Annotated in this window: 14 protein-coding genes; 4 read left to right on the top strand and 10 right to left on the bottom strand. The window is 71.4% G+C overall.

Annotated features, from left to right (window positions below; genetic code table 11):
- Nucleotides 1-31: 31 nt before the first annotated feature.
- Complete coding sequence (locus ABVN73_RS23630; RefSeq protein ID WP_353861030.1) at nt 32-1,432, bottom strand: amidase family protein; 1,401 nt, start codon at nt 1,430-1,432, stop codon at nt 32-34.
- On the bottom strand, nt 1,423-2,652 hold the full coding sequence (locus ABVN73_RS23625; RefSeq protein WP_353861029.1) for an MFS transporter: 1,230 nt from the start codon (nt 2,650-2,652) through the stop codon (nt 1,423-1,425). The genes ABVN73_RS23630 and ABVN73_RS23625 overlap by 10 nt, the downstream gene beginning before the upstream one ends.
- Nucleotides 2,653-2,681: 29 nt before the next feature.
- Here ABVN73_RS23625 and ABVN73_RS23620 point away from each other — a divergent pair, with 29 nt between their 5' ends.
- A complete protein-coding gene (locus ABVN73_RS23620) occupies nt 2,682-3,038 on the top strand; it encodes a hydroxyisourate hydrolase (protein WP_353861028.1) in 357 nt (118 codons plus the stop codon).
- A gap of 16 nt (nt 3,039-3,054) precedes the next feature.
- On the opposite strand, the gene ABVN73_RS23615 is transcribed toward ABVN73_RS23620, so the two are convergent.
- The 5 genes from ABVN73_RS23615 to ABVN73_RS23595 form a co-directional block, all read right to left on the bottom strand.
- Nucleotides 3,055-3,870 carry an ABC transporter permease gene (locus ABVN73_RS23615; RefSeq protein WP_353861027.1) on the bottom strand — a complete coding sequence of 272 codons (816 nt, stop codon included), beginning with the start codon at nt 3,868-3,870 and terminating at the stop codon, nt 3,055-3,057.
- Complete coding sequence (locus tag ABVN73_RS23610; protein ID WP_035679668.1) at nt 3,863-4,753, bottom strand: ABC transporter permease; 891 nt, start codon at nt 4,751-4,753, stop codon at nt 3,863-3,865. Before ABVN73_RS23610 ends, ABVN73_RS23615 begins: the two co-directional genes overlap by 8 nt.
- Before the next feature lie 137 nt (nt 4,754-4,890).
- Nucleotides 4,891-5,937: an ABC transporter substrate-binding protein gene (locus ABVN73_RS23605; protein WP_353861026.1), complete on the bottom strand. Its 1,047-nt coding sequence runs from the start codon at nt 5,935-5,937 to the stop codon at nt 4,891-4,893.
- A 43-nt stretch (nt 5,938-5,980) separates the two neighbouring features.
- Entirely contained in the window at nt 5,981-7,168 is a 1,188-nt protein-coding gene (locus tag ABVN73_RS23600; RefSeq protein WP_353861025.1) for an ABC transporter ATP-binding protein, read from the bottom strand.
- Between the two features lie 263 nt (nt 7,169-7,431).
- A complete protein-coding gene (locus ABVN73_RS23595; protein ID WP_353861024.1) occupies nt 7,432-9,852 on the bottom strand; it encodes a protein arginine N-methyltransferase in 2,421 nt (806 codons plus the stop codon).
- A 232-nt stretch (nt 9,853-10,084) separates the two neighbouring features.
- Between ABVN73_RS23595 and ABVN73_RS23590 the strand changes: the two genes are divergently transcribed.
- Genes ABVN73_RS23590 through ABVN73_RS23580 form a run of 3 tightly spaced genes read left to right on the top strand, consistent with a single transcriptional unit; the run spans nt 10,085 to nt 12,836 of the window.
- Entirely contained in the window at nt 10,085-11,266 is a 1,182-nt protein-coding gene (locus ABVN73_RS23590) for an OpgC domain-containing protein (RefSeq protein ID WP_353861023.1), read from the top strand.
- The gene (locus ABVN73_RS23585; RefSeq protein ID WP_353861022.1) at nt 11,263-12,024 is read left to right on the top strand and encodes a hypothetical protein; all 762 of its coding nucleotides are present in this window, start codon (nt 11,263-11,265) and stop codon (nt 12,022-12,024) included. Before ABVN73_RS23590 ends, ABVN73_RS23585 begins: the two co-directional genes overlap by 4 nt.
- Nucleotides 12,021-12,836, top strand: coding sequence for a GDSL-type esterase/lipase family protein (locus ABVN73_RS23580; protein ID WP_353861021.1), 816 nt, complete (start codon nt 12,021-12,023; stop codon nt 12,834-12,836). Before ABVN73_RS23585 ends, ABVN73_RS23580 begins: the two co-directional genes overlap by 4 nt.
- Before the next feature lie 55 nt (nt 12,837-12,891).
- Here ABVN73_RS23580 and ABVN73_RS23575 read toward each other — a convergent pair whose 3' ends face one another.
- The 3 genes from ABVN73_RS23575 to ABVN73_RS23565 all read right to left on the bottom strand — a co-directional run bounded on the left by ABVN73_RS23575 (nt 12,892) and on the right by ABVN73_RS23565 (nt 16,651).
- The gene (locus ABVN73_RS23575; RefSeq protein ID WP_353861020.1) at nt 12,892-14,307 is read right to left on the bottom strand and encodes an amidase; all 1,416 of its coding nucleotides are present in this window, start codon (nt 14,305-14,307) and stop codon (nt 12,892-12,894) included.
- 31 nt (nt 14,308-14,338) lie between these two features.
- Entirely contained in the window at nt 14,339-15,775 is a 1,437-nt protein-coding gene (gene hydA / locus ABVN73_RS23570) for a dihydropyrimidinase (RefSeq protein WP_353861435.1), read from the bottom strand.
- A gap of 144 nt (nt 15,776-15,919) precedes the next feature.
- On the bottom strand, nt 15,920-16,651 hold the full coding sequence (locus tag ABVN73_RS23565; protein WP_353861019.1) for an aspartate/glutamate racemase family protein: 732 nt from the start codon (nt 16,649-16,651) through the stop codon (nt 15,920-15,922).
- Between the last annotated feature and the right edge of the window lie 13 nt (nt 16,652-16,664).

The raw sequence follows: 16,664 nt of genomic DNA, 5'->3' as shown, positions 1-16,664 counted from the left end.
ATCGCCCTTTCTCCTTTTCTTCAAAAGGCTGTCATGTAACGGGGGCAGCGTAACCGCAGGTGGCCTCCACCGCGGCCGCCAGCCGCAGAACCGCCATGTCGCCCAGGCGCGGCCCGGCGATCTGAAGCCCCACGGGAAGCCCGCCGCTCGCCGTCAGCCCGCAAGGGACCGAGCAGGCCGGCGCGTAGCAGTGATTGAACAGCGGGGTGAAGACCGCGTGGCCGCGCGGCGACACCGGACGCCCGTCGATGGTGGCGGGTCCGAGCCGGTCGAACGGCCAGGCGGTGACCGGAGTCGTCGGGCAGACCAGCAGGTCGTAGCGCGCGAAGAGGGCGGCGAACGCGCGGTACGCCTCCTCCCGCAGATGCAGGGCGCGCGCGACCTCCGCGCCGCTGGTGCGCAGCCCGGCCTCGATCTGCTGACCGATGTCCGGGTCGAACAGCTCCGGTGTCGCGCGGTAGCGCTCGCCGTGGAGCGCGGCGAGGCCGGCGAACTGCAGGGGCATCAGGCCGCTTTCCCCGGCCCCTTCGGGCCAGACCGGGTCGGCCTCCTCCACGATGGCCCCGGCGTCGGCGAGGCGGCGGACGGCGCGCTCCACGCAGGCGGCGACCTCCGGATCGACCGGGACGTCCAGCCCGAGCCGCCGGCTGTAGGCGACGCGCAGGCCCGCCGGGTCGGGAGTGGCGGCGGCGCGGACGAAGGAGCCCGGCAGCGCCACCGATTGCGGGTCGCGCGGGTCCGGCCCGGCCAGCGCGTCGAGCATCAGCGCCGCGTCGGCGACGGAGCCGGCCATCTGGCCGATCACCGAATTGCCGAACACCGGCTCGGCGAAGCCGATGGGGTGGGGCACGATCCCGGCTGACGGCTTCATGCCGACCACCCCGACATGGGCCGCCGGCCGGCGCGTGGAGCCGCCGCCGTCGGTGCAGAGCGCCAGCGGCGCCAGGCCCGCCGCCACCGCGCTGGCCGCCCCGCCGGAGGAGCCGCCGGGTGTCAGCGACACATCCCAGGGATTCCGCGTCGGGCCGTGTAGCAGATTGGTCGTCACCCCCTTGCAGGCGAATTCGGAGCAGTTGGTGATCCCCGCGAAGACGGCGCCCGCGGCGCGCAGCCGGGCCACCGCCACCGCGTCCTCCGGCGCCACGAAGTCCTCGAACAGCCGCGATCCCTGGCGGACCGGCTGGCCGCGCACCCAGATGTTGTCCTTCACCGTGAAGGGCACGCCGAGCAGGGGCAGCGCCTCGCCCCGGGCGGCGCGTTCGTCGGCGGCCCGCGCCTCCGCCCGGCCGGCCTCCGGGTCGAGATGGACGATGGCGTTCAGCCGCGGATTCTCCGCCGCGATCCGCTCCAGCAGATTGTCGTAGAGGGCGACGGCGCTCACCGCGCGGGCGGCGACCTGTTCGGCGATCCGGCGGGCGCTCATCAGGCGCATGGGGTGTCCTCGGCGGCGGTGGAAAGGTCCGGGGTGGAGGCCGGCGGCAGGGGGACGACCAGCGCCGCGGCACCGGCCAGGGCGACGGCGGCGGCGGCCAGATAGCCGGCGGAGTAGCCGAAGCCTCCGGCGACCAGCAGGCTGAACAGCGCCGGCCCGATGACCAGCCCGGCGTAGGCGATGGCGAGCATGCCGCCGGTCGCCTCGCCCGCCCGGCCCGGCGGGGCGAGACGGGCGACCTCGGAGACGAACAGGCCGTTCCAGCCGCTCGCCGACAGGCCGAAGGCGGCGCAGACGGCCAGGAAGGCGGGCGCCGGCCAGCCGGGGGTGGCGATGGCGACCAGGGCGGCGGCGATGCTCATGGCGATGCCCAGCCCGGCGAGGATGACGCGGGGCGGCGCCCAGCGCGTCGCCACGAGGCCCCAGCCGACGCGCCCGACCAGCCCGGCGCCCTGCGCCACCGCCAGCGCCGTTCCGGCCAGCGGCAGGCTCCAGCCCAGCCCCGTCACCGCGAAGCTGACCAGGAAGCCGTTCAGGCAGAGCTGCATGGCCGAGAAGGCGCAGACCGCCATGGCCAGCCGCCGCAGCGCCGGTTCTCCGGCGACCAGATCCAGCGCGCGCTTGAGCGTGCCGCGGCCGGCGGGACGGGGGGCGGCGCGGTCGTCGCCGTCGTGGCGGCGGGCCAGCGGCTCCAGGATGAGCGCCAGTACGGCGGTGGCGCCCGCCACGACCAACAGGCTCGCCTGCCAGCCGATGGACAGGACCAGCAGCGGCACGGCGAAACCCGCGGCCATGCCGCCGAACTGGTTGCCGGTCTGGCGGAGCGAGAAGACCAGCGGCCGCTTCTCCGGCGGGGTCAGGCGGGACAGCAGCTGCGTGCTGGCCGGCGTCTCCGGTCCGAAGGCGAAGCCCAGCGCCAGCGCCCCCAGCAGGAAGGCGATGGGAAGGGCGCTGGCCGACAGCAGAGCGGCCCCGGCGGCGGCGAGCAGGCAGGCTTGGCAGGTGCGGATCGCCCCCCAGCGCGCGATCAGCCCGCCCGCCCCCAGCGATGCGGGGATGGCGGCGGTGAAGACGACCGCGGTATAAAGGCCGAGAAGCCCCGGATCGACCCCAAGGTCGGGCGCCGCCTGCGGCGCGATCACCGGAATGGCGAAGAGACACAGCCCGACGAACGCCTGCACCGCCGCCATGGCGATCAGAGGCAGCAACCAGACGTTCATGGGGACTCCACAGAGGAAGGGACGGGCCGATGGCCGGCGGGATTTCGTTGCATGCGGTGGATGTGGCGCGCGGGGTGCCCGCCGGGGGGATGCGGGTGGAACTCTATGCTTTGCGGGACGGACAGCGGAGCAGGCTAGCGGAAAGCTGTTTGTGTGCCAATGGTGCGCTTGACCATCCGGTGGTCGGCGGCGCGGGCGTGACGGCGGGCGTCTACGAGGCGGTGTTCCACATCGGCCCCTGGCTGCGCGCGCAAGGCGTGGGCGCGGCGGAGCCGGCCTTCCTGGAGGAGGCGCCGTTCCGCTTCACCGTCACCGACGTGGACCAGCACTATCATCTGCCGCTGAAGTTCACCCCCTGGGGCTATTCCCTGTTCCGCGGGGCGTAAGTCTCGGGCCTTGGGCTTAGCGGAGCTGGCGCGACAGGCCGGCGACGCGCTCCATCACCACCATCGCCAGGACGGTGACGGCGATCAGCACGCCGGACACCGCCGCGGCGCGGACGTCCAGGCTGTTCTCCAGAATCTGCCACATGCGGATCGGCAGCACCTCGTTGCGGGCGTCGGCCATGAACAGCGACACCGGGATGTTGTCGAAGCTCGACATGAAGGCGATGAAGGCCCCGGCGCCGATGCCGTTGCGTATGGTCGGCAGCGTCACCCGGCGGAAGGTGTAGACGCGTCCGGCTCCCAGGCTCTCGGAGCTTTCCAGCAGCGCCGGGTCGAGCTGGGCGAGGCTCGCCAGCGTGGTGCGCAGGACGTAGGGCACGCTGACCACGATGTGGCCGATGGCCAGCGTCAGGAAGGACAGCTCCACCCCCGCCGTGCTGAAGAACACCAGCGAGGCGAGGCCGAAGGCCAGCGCCGGCAGGACCAGCGGCGACATGAACAGCGCGTCCAGCCCGCGCGCCCAGGCGCGGCGGCTGCGCCCGATGGCCAGCGCCGCGGCGGTACCCAGCACCACCGACACGGCGGTCACCACGGCGCCCAGCTTCAGGCTGACCAGCGCGGCGTCCTGGAGCTGCCACGCGTCGATCAGCGAGGCGTACCAGCGCAGGCTGTAGGACGGCGGCGGGAACTTCAGCGAGTAGCCGTCGGTGAAGGAGGTGACGAGCACCACCAGCGTCGGCGCCGCCAGCAGCAGCAGCGCCGCGCCGGCGAGCGTTCCCATGACGAGGCCGAAGGAGGCGCTTCCCAGGGTCGGGCGCTGCATGTCAGGCATGGACGTACCCCTTGCTGGCGCGGCCCAGCAGGTTGAACAGCATCACCACACCCAGCACCGACACCATGAAGACGATGGAGATGGCGGCGGCGAAGGGCCAGTTGTGGAGCGTGATCGTCTGTTGATAGATGTATTGCGGCATGAACAGCATCTGCCCGCCGCCGACCAGCGACTGGGTGATGAAGGCGGTGACCGCGGCGGCGTAGGTCAGCAGGCACCCCGCGACGATCCCCGGCAGGCTCAGCGGCAGCGTCACCTTCAGGAAGCCCCGCCAAGGCCCGGCGCCCAGCGCCGCCGAGGCGTCGAGCAGGTTGGGGTCCAGCCGCGACAAGGTGGTGATCAGCGGCAGCACCATCAGCGGCATCTGCACCTGCACCAGGGCGGCGACCAGACCACCCTCGGTGTAGAGCAGCCGCAGCGGCGTTTCCGCCAGACCCAGCGACAGCAGCAGGTTGTTGACGATGCCGTCCCGCCCCAGGATGACGATCCAGGCGAAGGTGCGGACCACGACCGAGGTCAGCAGCGGCAGGATGATGACCAGGATCAGCGCCGACTGCATCCGCGGTCCGCTGCGGGTGTAGAGCCAGGCCAGCGGATAGCCGAACAGCAGCGTCAGCGCCGTGACCTTCACCCCCAGCAGCAGCGTGCTGCCGAGCACGGCCAGATTGAAGGTGTCGCCGAAGAAGCGGATGTACTGGTCCAGCCCGAACCGCGTCATCTCCGCGTCGGCGTAGAGGCTGACGGCGACCAGCAGGAGCAGCGGCGTCACGAAGAACACCGCGAAGAAGGCGGCCAGCGGCAGCGCCAGCGTCCATTCCCGCCCGATGCGGGGCCGTGCGGCGGTCGCGGGTCCGGCGAGGCCGGGGGCGGTGATGGCGGTCATGGGGTGGGGTCCTGTGGGGTGTGGGGGTGGTCGCAGTGGGCCCCCGCCTGCCGACCTCCCCCCGCTGCGCAGGGGGAGGAGGAGAGCCATCCCCTGCGAGAGCGGGGGAGGGTTGGGTGGGGGCCCGTCTCCCGCCCTTACACCTTGATTTCCTTGTTGAACCGCTCGATCCAGCCGGCGCGGTTCCGGTTGATCACCGACCAGTCGTGGAACACGAAGGACGCCTTCAGCTCCTCCTGGTCCTTGGCGATCATGCGGGCGATGTCGCCGTCCATCTGCACCTTCGAGTTCGTCGGGATGACGTAGAAGGGCGCCTGCATCAGCTTGGTCTGGACCTCCGGCGCCATGGCGGATTCGATCAGCGCCGCCGCCAGCTTAGCGTTGGGGGAGTTCTTGGTGATGTGGGCGGTGGTCAGGAAGGCGATGGTGCCGGTCTTCGGCTTGGCGAACTCCACCGGCACGCCGCGGGCGCGCAGGATCTGGATGGCGTTGAAGTTGCCCGGCGAGATGTCGATCTGGCCCTGCTGGAACAGGGTGGCGAGCGCGCCGGGGTTGGGCGCCACGGCGCCGAGATTCGGCTGAAGCTCCTTCAGGGCGGCGAAGGCCGGCTCGATGTCGTTCTCGCCGCCGCCGCGGGTCTTGGCCAGCTCCACCATGAAGGCGGTGCCGAGCGTCGAGTTCATGTTGGTGATGCCGACGCGGCCCTTGTACTCCGGCTTCCACAGGTCGTCCCAGCTCGTCGGCGGGGTCTTGACCTTCTCCGGGTTGTAGGTGATGCCGACCGCCTGGAAGAAGATGCCCGGCCCTTCGGGAAGCTGGGCCACCGGCAGGAGGTCCTTGTAATTCTTGCTGTCATCGGCGGGGAAGGGGGCGGCCAGATCCTGGCCGATCACCGACAGGCGCGGGCCCGGGTCCATCAGCATCACGTCGATCGGCGGGTTCGCCTTGGCGGCGGACACCTTGGCGATCATGTCCACCGACAGCATCGGGTCCAGCGCGATGTCGGCGTTGCCCGTGGCCTTTCGGAAATGCGGGACGATGACGTCGCGGTGGGCTTCCTCCCAGCTTCCGGTGAAAGTGGCGAACACCAGCTTGCGCGCCTGCGCCCAGCTCATGCCGGGGAACAGGGACATGGCACCGAGCGTGAGGCCGGCGGCGAGGATCTGGCGGCGGTGGAGGGTCATCGGCGGGCACTCCAGGGGGAGGAGAGAAGGGGGAGGGGAGGAATCAGGCGCCCGCGGGAACGGCGAAGGCGCGGCAGGTCTGGGGGGAGACGGGCTGCAGCCGGACCGGCGTGCCGGGCGCGCGCAGAGCGGCGCCGGCGACGCGCGGCTCGGTCACCTTCACCTGCCCGCCGTCGGCGGTGCGCACCTCGTAGACGACCACGGGGCCGAGCGGCAGGGCGAGGTCCACGGTGCCGGCGATCTGCTGGGGCGCCGCCTCGGTGGCGAGCCTCAGATTCTCCGGGCGCACGCAGAGGATGGCCGGGTCGCCGGCGGACAGCGCGGCGTCGGGCGTGACGGCGGTGAGCACGGTGCCGGCCTCCAGAGCCACCTCGGCGACGCTGCCGGAGGCGCGGACGACGCGGCCCCGCAGCTGGTTGGCGCTGCCGACGAAGCCGTTGACGAACAGGGTGCCGGGACGGTCGTAGACGTCCTCCGGCGTGCCGAACTGCTCCAGCCGGCCCCGGCTCAGCACGGCGATGCGGTCGGCCATGCTCAGCGCCTCCTCCTGGTCGTGGGTGACCATGATGGTGGTGATGCCGAAGCGGCGCTGGAGCTGCTTGATCTCGATCTGCATGTCCAGCCGGAGATTCTTGTCGAGCGCTGCGAAGGGCTCGTCGAGCAGCAGGATGCTCGGCTGGATCGCCAGGGCGCGGGCCAGCGCCACGCGCTGCTGCTGACCGCCGGACAGCTGCCTGGGGAAGCGGTCGCGCATGGCGTCGAGCTTCACCAGCCCCAGCATCGCCTCCACCCGCGCCCGCACTGCGTCGCGGGCGGCCCCCCGCGCCTCCAGCCCGTAGGCGACGTTCTGCGCCACGGTCATGTGCGGGAACAGGGCGTAGTTCTGGAACACGATGCCGACGCCGCGCCCGGCGGGGGGCAGGCTGTCCACCACCCGGTCGCCGATGACGACGCGGCCCAGCGTCTGCGCCTGGAAACCGGCGAGGATGCGCAGCAGCGTGGTCTTGCCGCAGCCGGACGGTCCGAGCAGGGCCACCAGCTCGCCCGCCTTGATCTCCAGCGTCACGTTGTCCACGGCGGTGGAGGCGCCGAAGCGGTGGGTGATGCCGTCCAGCGTCACCGCCACGCCCGCGGGTTTCGCGGTGGCCTCCGTGGCGGTCCCAGCGGCGGTCTCAGCGGCTGTCTGCGGTTCCGTGCTGCGATGCGGGCGGGCGGATTGGAGTGCGGCCATGGGGCGTATCCTGGTAGGGCGCACCGGCGGAAACCCCGGTGGCACGGCGCAGGACACTGGGAGAGCAACCCGCGTGCCACTCCGGCGGATGCTGCGATGAACCTGGCCGGAGCCCCCACATACTCTGGTGTTCAACCAGAATTGGCCGTTCGGGCACGGCGCGAAGCTGGGCAGGCTGCCCGCTGAATGTGCCTAAAATTTCAGCGAAGCCTTGGTCTTCACCATGCTGCCCGACGTGTGGACAAGAGGAGACGGCGCTGGGATCAGGCGGGCTTGGCGGCCTCGCGCCAGGACTGGCCGGGCCCGGTGACCGGCGGCAGCGTCGGCAGCGGGCAAGGGCGTCCCTCCGGCAGGCCCAGGAGGTTCACGGACACAACGCCGGGGAAGGCGTTGAACGCATTGCCTGCATGGTTGGCCGGGTTGTAGATCGGCACGATGTGCCACCACAGCCGGTAGCCCAAGCCCTGGAGCAGGGCGATGAGGTCGGCGGAATGCTCCTCACGGTCGTTCTCCAGATAGAGCGCCGGTCGAAAACGGGAAATGCTCCGCGCGGCGCCTTCGATCACCAGCGCCTCCATGCCCTCCACATCGGCCTTCAGCAGAGCCAGCCGATCCAGGCCGAGGCCGTCGATCGTCTCCACCGGCACCGGCTCGCCGTCGATGGCGCCCATGCTGACGGCGCCGAAGTTCCCGTGCTGGCCATAGTCGGGGATCGGGACGGTCACCTGGCCGGGTGAACCGCCGACCGCCGCCCGGTGCAGGATGACGTTGTGAAGGCCGTTGGCGGCGAGGTTGTGGGCCAGCAATTCATGCACCACGCGCTGCGGTTCGAAGGCGTGAAGCAACCCGGTGGGGCCGACCGTCCGGGCCAGCGGGACGGTGTGCGCGCCGATGTTCGACCCGGCTTCGACCACCACGTCGCCGGTGTCCACCAGCATCGCGGCGAGGCGATGCTCATCGTCGGAGTATTCGCCGTAGAGCGCGAGCGAGCGCCCGACATAAGCGTCCTTCGGGAAGAAGCGCATCATGCCGTGGCGTCCCGGCCGTTCGGCGAGCACCGGACGCCCGGGCTGGGCCGGCAGGAAGACGACCGAGGGCGGAAAGTCGGGCAGGTCGGCGGCAGCGGAGACGCGGCCGCTGAGCGGCAACTGCAGAATCTTTGCACCGACGTGCGACGACACGGGATCGTCCGGGGCCGGCGGGAAGGGCTGACCGGCCTCGGGATGGACGCTGTCATGGGCAAGCACGCGCCCCTGGATGCGCGGCCACACCCAGTCCGCCAGAAAGCGCTGGTCCTGCCAGCGGTCGGCCGTCCGGTCGGCGGCGGCGTCGATGGCCGGCCCCAGCGGCGGCAGCCGGCCGGCCATGCCGCCCCACATCCCGGCCAGGATCAAGTCGGTGTGCAGCACATGGTCGCGCATGACGTGGAAGGGCAGGCCGGAGGCGATCCAGGCGTCTACGGCGGCCTTCTCCCGCGCGGTCGGTCGGGAATCGCAGTCGCGGCAGAGGAAACGCGCCACCGTCGGGTCGTCGGAGGCGAGGAAACGCCAGAACAGCCCGTGCGACGGGCCGCTGCCCGCCGGCATTTCAATCGTCTCGGCGCCGAGCCGCGCCAGTTCGTCCAGCACCGGGCGGGGAACCGAATCGTCGTGGTAGAAGCGGCAGGTCCAGCCGGGAAAGACCGCGGGCACCGCCCTGGCGTTGGCGAGCGCGCCCCGCGTGTAGATCTCCCGCGTCCCCCACAGGCTGAAGGCGACGATGTTGCGGGTCCGCGCGCCGTCGGAGCCGGGCGATGGCGGGGCATCGGAATGGGCTTCGGCGGTGGGGACCATGGCGGAGGCCCGCGTCCGCTTGAGGGCCAGGGCCTCGCTGGACCACCGGGCGGCCTCCGCCGGGTCGCGCTGCTCCAGCACCTGGACGAGGGCGTCGCGCACCGTCACATGGCCGGGGTCGAGACGGGCGGCGCGGCGGAGAACGGCCAGCGCCTCGTCGGTGCGGCCGCTGCGGCTCAGGGTGATCCCCAGATTGTGCAGGGCGAACCCTTCCGCCGGGGCGAGGCTCAGCGCCCGGTGGTACATCCCGGCCGCCGCGTCGAAGCGGTTGGAATCCAGAAGCGCGGTGGCGAGCAGGAACGCCGGTTCGGCCTCCGCCGGGCTCAAGGCGACGGCGCTCTGGAAGTCGGCCAGGGCGAGGCTCTGCCGGAACCGCCGCAGATGGTCCTGCCCGCGCTGCTGGTGGAGCAGGGCGAGCCGGCCGGTCATGTCCTCCCGTTCCGGGGCCAGGGCGCAGGCGCGCCGCAGGGCCGCGATGGCGGCGTCCGTATCGCCGGCGTGATGGTCGGCCAGGGCCTGGAAATACCAGGGGTCGGGGATGTCGGGCGCCAAGGCCAGGGCGGCGCGCAGGGCCGTGCTCGCCGCGCTCCACTCCCGCGCGGCGAGCAGAGCCTTGGCGTGGTCGATGCGGTAGGCCGCGGCGCCGGGAGCCTGCGCGACCGCGCGGCGCAACCGGCCGAGCGCGGTGTCGAGACGGTCCGTCTGGCAGGCGAGCACCCCGGCCAGATGCAGGGCCGGCGCGTGGTGCGGGTCGGCCTCCAGGATGCGGGCGTAGATGATCTCGGCTTCGGCGAGGCGACCGGCCGAGTGGTGATCGACCGCGATGTCGAGCGCTTCTTCGATGGTCGCCATTCTGGGTCCTTCGCTTGACCGGCAGCGGACTGGTGCGCTGAGACGGAACCGGTTGCGCGCGGTGATAGCACAACACGCGGTGCCGCGCATGAGGCGTTCGCCGGGGTGGCACGCCGGTTCCACCAACGGCGGGCCGACCTCTGTGCCGATTGCCAAAGGCGGACCGCCCGTGCCACGGTGCGGCGCACGCGAAACAAGGGCGGTGGCGTCGGGCGGGATGCGCGATCTTCGGTTGGATTTTTTTCGTGGGCTGGCCCTGTGGTTCATCTTCGTCGACCACATTCCAGGCAACCAGATCGCCTGGGTGACGATGCGCAACTTCGGTCTCAGCGACGCGACCGAGGTGTTCGTGTTCATCTCCGGCTACACGTCGTCGCTGGTCTATTCGCGGATCCTGGAGCAGCACGGCTGGCGGTTCGCCGCGGCCAAGGTGCTCGACCGCTGCTGGACGCTCTACATCGCCTACCTCTTCCTGTTCATCGCCTTCACGGCGCAGGTCGCCTACACCGCGCGGGTCTTCGACAACCCGCTGTTCACCGAGGAAATGGGCATCGCCGGTTTCTTCGCCGATCCCGCGGTGTCGCTGGTGCAGGCGCTGGCGCTGAAGTTCCGGCCGGCCAACCTGGACATCCTGCCGCTCTACATCGTGCTGCTGCTGTCCCTCCCGGTGGTGCTGCCGGTGCTGCGGCGCTGGCCGCTGGCTCTGCTCGCCGGGTCGGTCGCGCTCTACGCGGCGGCACGTTTCCTGGACTGGAACCTGCCGACCTACCCGGACGGCGGCGTCTGGTTCTTCAACCCCTTCGCCTGGCAGCTCCTGTTCGTGCTGGGCGCCACCATGCAGCGGTTGCCCAAGGTGGCGGCGGCGCTGACGAAGCGGCGGACCGCGCTGCTGTGGCTGGCGGGAGGGTACCTGTTCGCCTCTCTGCTTCTGGTGATCTCCTGGCAGGTCGCGCCGATGGCCGCGCTGATGCCGATGTGGCTGGCGGAGATCCTCTACCCGATCAGCAAGACCGACCTCGACCTGCTGCGGCTCGCGCATTTCTGCGCGCTGGCCTACGTCGTCCTGCAGATCGCGCGGTTCGACAGCGCGTGGCTGCGCTGGCCGGCGCTGGCCCCGGTGATCCTGTGCGGGCGGCAGTCGCTCCAGGTCTTCTGCCTGGGCATTTTCCTGTCCTTCGCCGGCCAGACCGTTCTGAACCACTGGTCCGCCTCGCTTTTGGCCCAGTTTTCGGTCACACTCGCCGGCATCGCCGTGATGGTGGCCGCCGCGCGGGTGCTGACTTGGTATCAGTCCGTGGGACGGCCGCCACGCCAACCGGCGTCCGCCCCGCCCGCGGCCCCCGCCGCTCCACTGGCCCCCGCCGCCCCCATGGCCCCTTCCGCCGCAGCTTCCGCCAAGGACCCGAGTGCATGACGCGCGCGACCGCCTTGGCCCTGGCCGTCCTCGCGGGACTGACCGCATCCACCGCCATGGGCGTCGCGCAGGCGGCGTCGGAGACGCCCGGCGATCCCTGCGCCGTTCCGGAATCCGTCTACACGGTGGACGGCGCCCTTCCGCGGGCCTGGGAGCGGCTGAAGCGCGGCGGCGCGCTGCCCATCCTGGTGCTGAATTCGGCGAGTTCGCGGTCCGACACCGCCTATCCGGCGCTGCTGGAGAAGGAACTGGCGGCCCGGTTGCCCGACCGCAAGGTGAGCGTGACCGTCCGCAACGCGCCGGGGGCGACCGCGCAGGAGATGCTGCCCATCCTGAGCCGGGAACTGGCCGCGTCCTCCGCCTCCCTGCTCGTCTGGCAGGTGGGCACGGCGGACGCCATGAGGAACATCGGGCCCGACAGCTTCGGGGAGGCGCTGGGCCGCGGCATCGCGGCGGCCCAGGGGCGCGGCGCCGACGTGATCCTGATGGACATGCAGTACAGCCCGCAGACGAGCCAACTCATCACCTTCCAGCCTTACCTGGACTATGTGGAATGGATGTCGCAGAACAGCGACGTGGTCCATTTCCCCCGTTTCGAGATGATGCGGCATTGGTTCGAGGAAGGCCGCGTCGGCTTCGCCCCCGATTCCAAGGAGGACAAGCTGCAGGCCTACCAGTTCGTCCACCGCTGCCTCGGCCGCATCCTGGCCGACACCGTGTCCACCATGATCGACCGCGCCGGGAGACCCGCTCCGTGACAGGCACGCCCGCCCCCCGGACCCGCGGCCGGAGGGCCGCCGTCCTCTCCGCCGCCCTGCTGTCCCTTGTCCCGTTCCTCGCCGGCCTGACCGCCAGGCCCGATCCGGTGCGGGCGGCGGCCTGCGCCGTGTCCGTGCAGACCGCCGATCTGGCCGTGCCGCTGCCGCGCAGCGCGCGGGCGCTGGCCGCCGGCGGGCCGCTGCGCATCGTCGCCATCGGTTCCTCCTCCACCGCCGGGGCGGGGGCGAGCGCGCCGGAGCACAGCTACCCGGCGCGGCTGGCCGAGCATCTGGGCGCGCGTTACCCCGGCCTTGCCCTGACCGTCCTCAACAAGGGCGCCAACGGGGAGACCGGACCGGACATGCTGAAGCGGTTCCGGCGCGACGTGCTGGACGAGGCCCCCGATCTGGTGATCTGGCAGGTGGCGGCCAACACCGTCCTGCGCGGCGACGATCCCGACGCGGCGGAGCGGGTGATCCGCGACGGCGTGCGGACGCTGAAGGCGGCCGGGCTGGATGTCGTGCTGATGGACCTGCAATACGCCCCGGCCATGCTGGCGAAGCCCCGGCACGCGGAGATGGAGGAACGCATCGCCCGCGTCGCGGCGGAGGAAGGGGTCGGCCTGTTCCACCGCTACGCGGTGATGCGCCAGTGGGTGGAGACGCGGCAGGCCGCCATGGACGATCTGGTCGGGCCGGACGGCATCCACCAGAACGACTTCGGCTACGACTGCGTGGCCCGCACGTTGGCCGCCTCGCTGCACGACGCGTTCAGTTTGCGGACCGCGGGGACTGTGTCCGTAAAGCCGTGAGGGTGATTGCCCCCTCCCCTGCGTCAGCGGGGGAGGGCTTAGGGTGGGGGCACCATCACAGCCCTTCCGGCCAGCGATGGCGGAACCCCAGTTCACGCTCCAGGAACCGCGCGCAGCGCAGCAGCCGGTCCTCTTCGTAGGGACGGGCGATCAGTTGCAGGCCGATGGGCAGACCGTCGGCCGTCCAGCCGCAGGGGATCGACAGGCAGGGGAAGCCGATCAGCGACACCGTATAGGTGATCGCCAGATAATCGATGATGGTGGACAGGCGGAAGCCGTTGATCTCCGTCACGTCGCCCTGGGCGTTGGGGAAGGGCGGCACGCTGGCGCTCAGCGTCATCAGGATGTCGTGGTCGCGGAAGAAGGCGGCGAAGCGGCGGTAGAGGGCGCTGCGCTGGGCCTCCGCCCGCAGATAGTCGGCGGCGGTCAGCCCCTTGCCCCGCGCGATGTTCCAGGCGACCGACGGACTCAGCCGGTCGCCGTCCTGCTCCAGCGTCCGGCCGTAGGTGTGGAAGATGTGGGCGGCGCGCAGCGTGCCGAAGGCGGCGCCGGCCTCGCGGCAATCGGGCGTGGCCTCCGCGAAGTCCCCGAAGCGGCCCTCCAGCCCGCGCATCACCGCCTCGAACCGCTCGGCCAGCCCGAGGTCGATCAGGGCGGAGCCGAGATCCGTGCTCCAGGCCACCCGCAGCGACATCGGATCGAGCGCGTCGAGGTCCGGCACCGTCCAGGCGGGCATGGGCAGCGAGGTCGGGTCGCGCGGGTCCGGCCCGCTGACGGCGGCCAGGGCCAGCGCGACGTCGGCCACGTCGCGGGCGAGGAACCCCTGGGTTGCCAGCCCGTCCCAGGCCAGCGCGCGGCCCGGGCTGGGGATGCGTCCCGGCGTCGGGCGCAGCCCGACCACCCCGCAGAAGCTGGCCGGCGTGCGCACCGACCCGCCGAAGTCGGTCCCCTGGGCCAGCGGCACCAGCCCGGCGGCCACCGCGGCGGCGCTCCCGCCGCTCGACCCTCCGCTGGTCTTGTCGAGGTCGTAGGGGTTGGCGGTCGGTCCGCACAGCTCGTTGCCGGTGACGGCGCCGAAGCCGAACTCCGGCGTGTTGGTCTTGCCGACGATGATGGCGCCCGCCACCTTCAGCCGGGCGACGCTGAGGTCGTCGGTGTCGGGGATCAGGTCGGCATAGAGGGTGGAGCCGTAGGTGGTGCGCAGTCCCGCGGTCAGCGTCAGGTCCTTCACGCCCACCGGCACGCCGTGCAGCGGGCCGAGCGGCGCCCCGGTCTCGACCCGCCGGTCGGCCTCCTCCGCGGCGGCGAGGGCCGCGTCGGGGGCCACGGTGATGAAGGATTTCAGCCCGCCGTCCAGCGCCGCGATGCGCTCCAGGCTCGCCGCCACGAGGTCGCGCGCCCGGAAGCGGCGGCTGCGCACGCCCTCCGCCATCGCGGCGGCACTGAGGCGGAACAGGTCGGGTGTGCTCACGGGCAGGGTCTCCGGTTGCGGCGGGCGGAGTTTAGAACGGCAGAACGGGGGCGGGCGAGCCCTTGGGGCGCGCCGGGGCGGGCAGGCCGCAGGGCAGGAACTCGCCGCGGCCCGGCTCGGCCAGCAATTCGCCGTCGCGGCAGATCACCGCGCCGCGGGACAGCGTGACGACCGGCCAGCCGGTGACCTCGATCCCTTCATAGGGCGTGTAGTCCACATTGTGGTGCAGGATGCCGTTGGTGATGGTGACCTTGCGCGACGGGTCCCACAGGGCGATGTCGGCGTCCGCTCCCACCGCGATGGTGCCCTTGCGCGGGTGCAGGCCGTACATGCGGGCGGGGTTGGCGGCGGTCAGCTCGACGAACCTGGTCAGCTCCATCCGGCCCTTCATCACGCCCTCGGAGAAGAGCAGCGGAAGCCGCGTCTCGACGCCTGGGATGCCATTGGGGACGCAGCGGAAGGGCGCCTGCTCGCCATGCACCTTCTTGCCACCCGGCCCGTCGAAGCGGAAGGGCGCATGGTCGGAGGAGAAGACCTGGAAGGCGCCGCCGGTCAACCCGTCCCAGATCACCTTCTGGTTCGCGGCGTCGCGCGGCGGTGGCGAGCAGATGCACTTGGCGCCCTCGAAGCCCTCGCCGCCCAGGTCGTCGGCGGTCAGGAAGAGATACTGCGGGCAGGTCTCGGCGTAGATTCGCAGGCCGCGCCCCTGCGCCCAGCGGATCTGCTCCACCGCGTCGGCGCCGGAGACATGGACGATCAGGATCGGCACGTCGACCAGCTCCGCCAGGGAGATGGCCCGGTGGGTGGCCTCGCGCTCGGCCACGCGGGGGCGGGAGACGCCATGGAAGAAGGGAGCGGTCTGGCCGGCGCGCTCCAGCTTCTCGGTCAGCCAGGCGATGCAGTCGGCGTTCTCCGCGTGCATCATGACCATGGCGCCCTCGGAGCGGGCGATGTCCAGCACCTCCAGGATCTGGCGGTCGTTCAGCTTCAGCGCGTCGTAGGTCATGTAGATCTTGAAGGACGTGTAGCCCTCGCGGATCAGCGCCGGAAGCTCCTGGCCCAGCACCTGCTCAGTGGGGTCGGTGACGATGAGGTGGAAGGCGTAGTCGATCAGCGGCTTCCCGGCAGCGCGGCGGTGATAGTCGTCCACCGCGGCGCGCAGCGTCTTGCCCTTCTCCTGGCAGGCGAAGGGCAGCACCGTCGTGGTGCCGCCGAAGGCCGCCGAGCGCGTGCCGGTCAGGAAATCGTCGGCCATGACGGACCCGTCGCCCGTCGGCTGGTCGAAATGGACGTGCCCGTCCACCCCGCCCGGCAGGACGAGCAGGCCGGCGGCGTCGATCTCCTCCCGTCCGGCGGCCAGCCCCTCGCCCAGCGCGGCGATCCGCCCGCCGCGCACGCCGACGTCGGCCTTGAACACGTCCGACGCGGTGGCGACGGTGCCGTTGCGGATGACCAGATCGAAGTTCATCGTCGTTTCTCCCATGGTGACGTTCTTGCCCCGCATGACGTACCGGCCCCCTCCCTAACCCTCCCCCGCCGATGGCGGTGGAGGGGACCAATCTCCCTCTCCCGCGGAGCGGGGGAGGGTCGGGGAGGGGGCAAAGGCACGGCCTCAGCCATGCAGCTCGCGGAACAGGCTGCCCCAACCCTCGACGCGACGGGTGTCCACGCCGGTCATGCGCAGCGCCTTCCACACCACCGTGGACACCGTGTCGTAGACGGGGATGCCCAGCGCCTTTTCCATGCGCTCCGCCACCGGGGCGCCGCGCATGTTGGTGCAGATGATGGCGATGGCCTCCGGCTTCGCCTCGGCCACTTCCATGCACATCCGCTCGATGGTCTCCTCGGTCACCTCGGAGAAGGAGAAGTTGCCGCGGTCGTTCAGGTGCCGCTCCGCCACCACCTCGAAGCCGGCGGCGTTGTAGTTGGCGACCATCTTGTCCTGGATCTCGTCCAGATAGGGGCTGACGATGGCGAAGCGCTTGCGCCCGGTCGTCTCCAGAACCTCGTTCAGCGCGAGCATGGAGGTGCAGGCGGGAATGCCCGTCTCCGCTTCGATGGAGGCGCACAGCTTCTCGTCGGCGGCGAAGCCCAGCCAGCCGGCCGAGGTGCCGTTCCAGCCGATCACGTTCAGCCGGGCGTCGGCCAGCAGCCGGGCGGCGTCCAGGAAGGGCGCGTCGGTGAACTGGTCCAGCGCCGCCGCGCGCAGCGAAATCTCCTTCACCGTGAAGCGCCCGAAATGGGCGGTCACCTCCGGCAGGCCGCTCAGCATCGCGGAGGTGACGGGCTCCAGCACCGTGTTGGAGGAGGGGGTCAGCATGCCCAGAAGGACGCGGTTGCTCATATCCATGGTTCTT

The sequence above is a fragment of the Azospirillum formosense genome, from assembly GCF_040500525.1.
Lineage (GTDB): Bacteria > Pseudomonadota > Alphaproteobacteria > Azospirillales > Azospirillaceae > Azospirillum > Azospirillum formosense_A.
This window is presented reverse-complemented; position numbering and strand designations above follow the sequence as displayed.